Source organism: Streptomyces olivaceus, from assembly GCF_000721235.1.
GTDB lineage: Bacteria > Actinomycetota > Actinomycetes > Streptomycetales > Streptomycetaceae > Streptomyces > Streptomyces olivaceus.
On record NZ_JOFH01000085.1, the window covers coordinates 1 to 4981 of the forward strand.

A 4981-nucleotide genomic window follows, 5' to 3' on the forward strand; every position below is an offset into this window, starting at 1 on the left:
AGTCTTCGAAAGCTCAACAGCTCCGGGCTCAGCTACGTTCTCACTGGTCATCGATGCATCCTCCATGATCGGGAGTTACACCGAACGATTTACAGTCCCACCCGAAGGCGTAGCCCTGGAAGGTCGCCGACCCGAACCTGGCGTTGCCCTGGAAGGTCACCGCCTGGAAATCGGCGATGGTCTGAAAGGTTACCGCCCGGAAATCGGCGATGGTCTGGAAGGTCACCGACCCGAACCCGGCGGTGCCCTCGAAGGTCGCCGACTCGAAGCCGGCGGTGCCTATGCGGGGGCTGCCGGTTGTGGGGTCACGGAGGGCGTCCAGGAGGGACTCGGTGAAGGTGGTGCCTCGGTGGTCGATGTCGGCACCGGGAGTCAGGCCGGCCAGGTAGGCGTCGCGATCGGTGCTGGCCAGGTGGGCGAGACATTGGGTGTAGCCGGGGACGTGGATGCCGCGGCAGCCGACGGGGGGTCCGCAGCAGAGTCTGCGCCGTGTGCGCAGTGCGGCCAGGTTGGCGGTTTGGAGGGGTTCATGACGCGGCGGCTCCCGGTGTCAGGTGCTCGTAGGGACGCTCCGAGGACGGGAACGGTTCAGGGCCGACGATGACTGCCGACGGCGAGGGTCGGCTCCCCGTCATCGATGGCCAGCGGAGTGTCCGCCCGGAGGAGAGCGTGGAGTTCTGCCGTCTTCCGTCCTTGCCCTGCCCCTGGGCTGACGGCGGCACGGCGCGGCGGCCCCGGCTGACACTCAACCGGACCGAGCGCGCCCCGATACCCGGCAGCGCTGCCTATCCCGCCCATGGCTTCCTCCTTCATGCCAGCCGTCGATTGTGCAGGTCGGGCGGGGGTTGCGCGGCTTACTGCCGCATCGAGCACCCTGACGCAGCCCTGTTCGGAGCCTCTGCCCGAGACGTAAGGGCTGAGGAGTCTCCACGCTCCGCAGCACTCCATCGCACGCGGAACCGCCGCGTGCTTAATCCCCAAAGGGGGCTTCGTGTCCACGCTCGTTCTGCTGATCGGCGTTGCCGTGGGCTTGGCGGCCGTCGGCGGCCTCGGCTACCTCCTCTCCAACCGCCCGGCGCACAGGGCTCCGGTGACCATCATGCTGACCGCGTCCCGCATCCTGATCGCCTTCGCGGTCGGAGTGGTCGGCATCGCTCAGGCCAGTGCGAAGGAAGGCGGCGCCGGCACCGGCGTCGGCGTCACGGTGTCGCCATCAAGGCGTTGGCCTGTTGGCTTCGTCCACGTTTGGCAGCAGCACTTGTGCATGAGTTCCGGAGTCAGTTGGTGATCACTCCGCCGAGAGATGTTCGCGAGTTTTGACGGCAGCGCGGTGCCGTCTTCGCGGCGAGTGATCAATTCACTGTGCCTTTGCAAGCAGCGTCCGTAGGGTTTGCGCATGACGGATGACAGTGAGCGGGCCGTGCAGGCGGCCATCGATGGGGAGATGCGGCTTCTCGATCCCGAGGTGCGTGCCTCCCCGGCCCGTGTCCTGGAGCTTTTGGATCCGGAGTTCATCGAGTTCGGGGCTTCTGGGCGCCGGTGGGACGTGGAGTCGATCCTCACCGTGACGAGCGGAGGCTCGGTGTCTTCGGAGTCTCCGGTCAAGGTCAGTGAGATGGCCGGAGTCGTCCTCACTCCGGGTGTTGTTCATCTGACGTACTTCGCCGACAACCAGGGCCGCAGGGCATGGCGGAGCTCTCTGTGGCGTCTGACAGCGACGGGCTGGCGGATGTATTTCCACCAGGCCACTTTGACCGGTTGAGCGGGTAGGGTCGCCACCCGCGAAGACGGCATTCGCCCAGCTGAATCGGATAGCTTCAGCTGGTTGAACCAGGGGGGAGTAAGAGATTTGTTCACGCTTCTTGTGCTGACCTTGGTGGTGGTCGCCCTCGCCATCGTCCTGGCCGTCATCGGGGCGCACGCTCTGCTCCTCGGCCGCATGCCCGGTCGATGGCTCCAGCAGCGAGTACGGCAACCCAGATTCTGGGGAGCAGGGGCGATCCTGATATTGGTCAGCTGGAACTTGCGCTCCCCATCACTCCTGGCTGTCGGTCTCGGCCTCACCGCGATCGGACATGCAGTGAAGTATCCGCGATGACACAGGCCGACCCAGGTCATCGGTCGATGGCGGGCACACGGTCCAGGCCTGTCTCGTGCAGGATCCGCTGGACCGTCTCGTCCAGGGCGCTCGCCGAACCGATGACGGTCTCCGCAGCCCCGGGCAGCAGATCCTTCTCCCGGTACCAGTCACGGAGATCGTCTTCGGTGACGTGTGCCAGGTAGGCGGGGTCGGGCTTGGTCGCGTGCCGGAGCAGTGTCGTCTCGAAGGGGATGTCGAGGTAGTAGCAGCGGGTGACGCCGCGGTGGGCGCGGCCCAGGCCGTGGAGCATCGGGCCGTAGCGGTCGGCGTAGAGGATGCCTTCGAGGACGACGTGGAAGCCGTGGTCCAGGGCGTAGCGGGCGGTGAGGTCGATCAGGCCGATGTTCGCGGCTCCGGGCCGGTCGCGCTCGCGCAGCACGACGCGGCGCAGGTTGTCCTGGCTGACGATCGCGAGGTTGCGGCCGAACCTCTCGCGCAGGCCGACCGCGACGGACGACTTGCCCGAGGCGCTGTTGCCGCGCAGGACGACCAGGCGCGTGTCTTCGCTTCCCACCACGCCGGGCACCCTACCGGCGTCCCCTCCCGTCCCGGGAGCGATGACAGCGAAGGGCCTGCGCCTCATGAGGCCGGGCTGTGGGGCTACAGGTCCTGGACGGCGCGCAGAGCGGCGTCCACACGGGCCATGGCCGCAGGGTCGACCGGGCCCAGGAGCTTGGCGCCCTCGAAGCGGTCGACGCGCAATTGGACGATGTTGACGGCCACGGCCGTGCACGGGAGCGGGTCGCCGATGACGACGGACATCGCGGTGTCGGGGTAGCGGCCGCTGTCGTGGAGGACAAGGGCGAGGACGGCGCCGTAGGCCTCTTCGAGACCGGTCAGGCTGATGAGCAGGACGTTGCGGCCGTCGGCCAGCGTCCAGATTTCCCCGCGGTTCACAGGGTGTCGCCCTCGCCCGCCAGGTCGTCACCGAGCCCGAGCGTGGCGAGCTGCTTCGCGGCATCGAGGGTGGCCGCCCTGCGAGCGGCGCGCACCACGTAGGCGTTGACGGACAGGCCGGCCTCCGATGCGGCGGCCCGGATCGAGGGGGCGAGGTCGTCGGGGACGCGCAGGGTCATTGTGGTCACAGACATGGTGGCAGGATAGCCACCGGTTTGTGGTGGCGCATAGCGGTTGCGGCTTGTGCGCGGCCAGCAACGTCGATGCCGGAGCGATGGACCAGGGCGCTGCTGCAGCCCGCAAGCCCGCCTCAGCGGGGTGACCGGGCTTCGCCACCGGAGCGGATCTTGTTCAGGACGGTGTCGTGCAGGTGCTGCAGTCCCTCGGCGGGGACGTCGACGGGACTGCCGGTGAGGGTGTACCACTCCTCCGCGCCGGTGTACTGGAGCGTGACGGCCGCCAGTCCGTCAGCCTGCACAGTGGTGGCGACGGTGAGGTCGCCGGTGACCACACCGACCTCGTCGGTCATCGCACCACCACGGCCAGCCCTCACCTCGCCCACCAGCCGCTCCCCTCCCCCGGGCTGTTCGGGGGCGCTCATGCGCAGGTGTCCAGCATCTTCGTCAGCCAGTTCTTCTCGTCCTCGGTGACGGTCAGCTCGTAGGTGGCCTTCACCGACGTCCAGGAGCGGCCGTAGACGCACCAGTAGCTCCCTAGTGGAGGCTGCCACTCCTCGGGCCCCTGGTCGCCCTTGCTCCGGTTCGATCCGGCCGACACCGCCAGCAGCTCGCCGACCAGGCCCGGCACGCCGCCGGCACCCGGCCGACCGCCGTCGCAGTGCTGGCGGCCGCCGTCGCCGCCCGCGCCCTGGCCCTCAACCACGAACCCGAGCAGGCCCGCGCCGCGCTCACCGCCGCCGACGCCTTCATGAGCCGACTCCCCGAAGCCGACCGGTCGGACACCTGGCTGACATACGGCGAGCAGAAACACCACGTCCACCTACCTCAGCCACGCCTTCACCACCCGCAGCATGACGCGCACCCTGCTGAACATCGTCACGGCGGCGTGCTCCCACCACGACGGCGGCACCGAGCAGGCGAGCCGTCGCACGGTCGATGCCCTCATCGCGCTGCCCGTCGACTTCCGCACAGGTCCAGTCCGGCGCCGCGCCCTGGACCTGTTCGAGGCGATCCCCGCCCAGCACCACCGCGAGCAGGCCGTACGGGAACTACGCGACGTCGTGACCGGCTGACAATGCCGACTCCCACAACGGACGGTATCGGTCGGCTCCTGCAGGGGAAGCGTGGTGTCCGTCTCCTCGGCAGAGGAGAACAACCGGCCGGACAGGACGTGGTCGCGGACGGTGAGAACCTGGCGCTCGATGCGGCCCTCGCCGGTGGGCGGCCAGGACGTCGATTGCGGGCATGTTCCGCGTACCTGCCCGTCGTCGACAGAGAGCACGGCCGAGTGGTGCACACGTGCCCAGCGGCGAGTTCGTCTCTGTCCTGGACATCTGCCGGGTCCGGCACGGCTCGCCTTCCTCACGGCCTGTGGCAGCGCACGCAACGTCGAATGCCTCGTGGACGAGGCCCTTCACATCGCGAGTCCGTTCCTGCTGGCGGGCTTCCCAACCGCGGTCGGCACGCTGTGGAAGATCGACAGCACACACGCGGACCACATGACACGGAACGTCTGTCGCGGATCTGCCAGCGCACGTAGTCAGGTGCGAGGCTGCGTCCGGCGGACCTGGTCCTCGACGAGGACACGGGTCGTTGCTCTACGCACGATCAGCATATATCTGTGATCAATTTTGACGTGCAATTGCATGCCCCGCGGTCATGCTAACGAGCTCGTGCATGGTTGGCGGTAGCGCGTCGAGGGCTGCGGATTGGTTGTTGTGTTCACGTTCGCGTACCACGGGCCAGTGTGGCGACCTGCTGGTGG

General features: G+C 68.0%; 10 protein-coding genes. 4 read left to right on the plus strand and 6 right to left on the minus strand.

The genetic code is table 11. The features are described from left to right. Positions 1–40: 40 nt before the first annotated feature. Positions 41–226, minus strand: coding sequence for a pentapeptide repeat-containing protein (locus IG94_RS42740; RefSeq protein WP_031048522.1), 186 nt, complete (start codon positions 224–226; stop codon positions 41–43). A 765-nt stretch (positions 227–991) separates the two neighbouring features. Here IG94_RS42740 and IG94_RS0137715 point away from each other — a divergent pair. Both IG94_RS0137715 and IG94_RS0137720 read left to right on the plus strand, forming a co-directional pair. Beyond that, positions 992–1288: a hypothetical protein gene (locus tag IG94_RS0137715; protein WP_031048526.1), complete on the plus strand. Its 297-nt coding sequence runs from the start codon at positions 992–994 to the stop codon at positions 1286–1288. Between the two features lie 108 nt (positions 1289–1396). Beyond that, positions 1397–1762 carry a nuclear transport factor 2 family protein gene (locus IG94_RS0137720; protein ID WP_031048528.1) on the plus strand — a complete coding sequence of 122 codons (366 nt, stop codon included), beginning with the start codon at positions 1397–1399 and terminating at the stop codon, positions 1760–1762. Positions 1763–2114: 352 nt separating this feature from the next. On the opposite strand, the gene IG94_RS0137725 is transcribed toward IG94_RS0137720, so the two are convergent. The 5 genes from IG94_RS0137725 to IG94_RS44470 form a co-directional block, all read right to left on the minus strand. Further along, entirely contained in the window at positions 2115–2657 is a 543-nt protein-coding gene (locus IG94_RS0137725) for a P-loop NTPase family protein (protein ID WP_031048531.1), read from the minus strand. Between the two features lie 83 nt (positions 2658–2740). Continuing rightward, complete coding sequence (locus IG94_RS0137730; RefSeq protein ID WP_031048535.1) at positions 2741–3037, minus strand: hypothetical protein; 297 nt, start codon at positions 3035–3037, stop codon at positions 2741–2743. Further along, on the minus strand, positions 3034–3231 hold the full coding sequence (locus IG94_RS0137735) for a toxin-antitoxin system HicB family antitoxin (RefSeq protein ID WP_224228317.1): 198 nt from the start codon (positions 3229–3231) through the stop codon (positions 3034–3036). Before IG94_RS0137735 ends, IG94_RS0137730 begins: the two co-directional genes overlap by 4 nt. A gap of 116 nt (positions 3232–3347) precedes the next feature. Further along, positions 3348–3638, minus strand: coding sequence for a hypothetical protein (locus tag IG94_RS0137740; protein ID WP_031048541.1), 291 nt, complete (start codon positions 3636–3638; stop codon positions 3348–3350). Next, entirely contained in the window at positions 3635–4036 is a 402-nt protein-coding gene (locus IG94_RS44470; RefSeq protein WP_031048543.1) for a hypothetical protein, read from the minus strand. The genes IG94_RS0137740 and IG94_RS44470 overlap by 4 nt, the downstream gene beginning before the upstream one ends. A 31-nt stretch (positions 4037–4067) precedes the next feature. Here IG94_RS44470 and IG94_RS0137750 point away from each other — a divergent pair, with 31 nt between their 5' ends. Then, positions 4068–4289 carry a hypothetical protein gene (locus IG94_RS0137750; RefSeq protein ID WP_043485728.1) on the plus strand — a complete coding sequence of 74 codons (222 nt, stop codon included), beginning with the start codon at positions 4068–4070 and terminating at the stop codon, positions 4287–4289. A 129-nt stretch (positions 4290–4418) separates the two neighbouring features. Then, the gene (locus IG94_RS44475; RefSeq protein ID WP_107060825.1) at positions 4419–4841 is read left to right on the plus strand and encodes a CHAT domain-containing protein; all 423 of its coding nucleotides are present in this window, start codon (positions 4419–4421) and stop codon (positions 4839–4841) included. Positions 4842–4981 lie beyond the last annotated feature (140 nt).

Bases quoted from the DNA above. Each gene is read 5' to 3' on its own strand.
- IG94_RS0137735 (WP_224228317.1), bottom strand. From the start codon at position 3,231: ATGTCTGTGACCACAATGACCCTGCGCGTCCCCGACGACCTCGCCCCC.
- IG94_RS0137750 (WP_043485728.1), top strand. From the start codon at position 4,068: ATGACGCGCACCCTGCTGAACATCGTCACGGCGGCGTGCTCCCACCAC.
- IG94_RS44475 (WP_107060825.1), top strand. From the start codon at position 4,419: ATGCGGCCCTCGCCGGTGGGCGGCCAGGACGTCGATTGCGGGCATGTT.
- IG94_RS0137720 (WP_031048528.1), top strand. From the start codon at position 1,397: ATGACGGATGACAGTGAGCGGGCCGTGCAGGCGGCCATCGATGGGGAG.
- IG94_RS0137740 (WP_031048541.1), bottom strand. From the start codon at position 3,638: ATGAGCGCCCCCGAACAGCCCGGGGGAGGGGAGCGGCTGGTGGGCGAG.